At 43.5% G+C, this 1,654-nt stretch carries 1 protein-coding gene and 1 pseudogene; both read right to left on the minus strand.

What is annotated here, in order from left to right; all coding sequences use genetic code 11:
* Positions 1–209 precede the first annotated feature (209 nt).
* Positions 210–824, minus strand: a complete 615-nt coding sequence (locus A3739_RS25105; protein ID WP_068476453.1) for a TetR/AcrR family transcriptional regulator — start codon at positions 822–824, stop codon at positions 210–212.
* Between the two features lie 36 nt (positions 825–860).
* Positions 861–1,654, minus strand: a pseudogene (locus A3739_RS30395) (phosphohydrolase); the annotation flags it as partial.

The following is a 1,654-nucleotide window of genomic DNA, read 5'->3' on the forward strand; positions in this document are numbered from 1 at the left end:
TCGTTTAATTTTGATCCCAGCAATACCTAGAGTTTTGTTGGACAAAATCGGGGCCCGCACTCGCTCACTTTTGCGCTAGGTGTTGATCATGAGTTTCAAGAAGATTGGTTATTAAGCCTTGCTGGCGCATACACTCGATCAAGTCATGGCTATGAAGTCGGCGGTGATATCGTGATGAACTGGTATTGGTAGGCATTTCTGTCGATAACTTATAGATAAGCGTCTTTCAGTCCGTTGATCATTGCTCTTCGCTCTGGCTCGAGGAAAGGCGCGACAACTGACATGACTTGGTAAACGCCTCTCGCAAGGGCATCATCTGCGACTTGGCCTTCTCTTACTGAGGAATAGCTTAACCAGAATGTAGTTGTGAGAATGATTTGCTCAGTGAGTGCTTCTATTTCATCTGTTGACGCATGTAATCGCTCATTCTTCCGTGCGTTTTCAAGTACAGAAATACTGGCTTTACGTTTTGTGTTTAAGATCTTCTGAAAGCGCTTTTCGAATTGTGGATATTTCGCCATGATGGTGACGAGGTCTTTGTACAGGAACTGAAACTTCGCGATATTTTCGAAGATCAGATGGAGGTAAAACCAGAGATCTTCAATATCCATTTCTGATTCTGGAACAATGAGAATGCTATACATGCATTCTTCAAATTGTTGAAACAGCTCTTCTAAAATGTCTGTTTTACTTTTGAAGTGGTAGTACAAGTTGCCCGGGCTAATATCGAGCTCGTCAGCGATCAATAAGGTAGTGACGCTCGGTTCGCCCATCTCGTTAAATAAGCGAAGGCTTGTGTGAAGAATTCTATCGCGCGTTTTCATAGGTGTTTAAAGCAGACTCAACCTTTCCACATATAGTCACGCTTTGACCCGTGTAGGGTCAATATAAAAGTGCGTAATTTGATCATCTTTAAATTGATCAAAGAATTGCGTGGTTTTGCTGATGCGCTTGAACATTGGCTCATGGGCTTCACTATCCACGAGCACTTTCATCGCGGTATAGCTGTCGTCGATCTTGGTAAAGCGGGCAGTAAGTTTCGCTGTGATTACATCATCTTCGCCAATCGCATGCTCTTGTGCGATGAGTTTGATGTAAGAAGGCAGTTCCGCATCTGATAAGTTCGACTTGGTCGATAAATGCGGCATTTTGATTCGGTTGAGAATGCAATAGCTATATGAGTTTTTGTTTCTAAAACTATAGCGTCGAAATGCTTCCCAGAAATAACTATCACTCAGGTGCTGAAAGTATTCTAAATCCGATAGGCACTGTTGAATGAAGGTACTGACTTCAGAGTTTTTCATCACTTCTTCGATTGCTGCGCGAAGCAGAAGGTCAAAGCCTTGCGCTGTTTTATGTGCGTACACTTGTCGATACATTTGATGTCGACTGTACACGAAGTCTTCTAAAGAACTTAAACCTTTGGCGGCTATGCCGATGCCAACCCACCCGGTTTGGCTGCATCGTCCAAATTTTAGATTGCTCAATAGGTGATCAAGGTTAAAGCTGCCAATCGTCACGGATGAGTGAAAACCGTCGCGCAGCATATAATCGGCGCGGTCAGCATCAAGTTCCCCAGAGACGATATTTGAAAGCAATGAGCGGAAAAGTTCAGGAAAGTCTTCTGGTGGCTGTGATTGTTGGTTACCTATGA

Source organism: Oleiphilus sp. HI0067 (assembly GCF_001635735.1).

Coding starts and splice junctions, on each gene's coding strand:
- A3739_RS25105 (WP_068476453.1), bottom strand. CDS start 824: ATGAAAACGCGCGATAGAATTCTTCACACAAGCCTTCGCTTATTTAAC.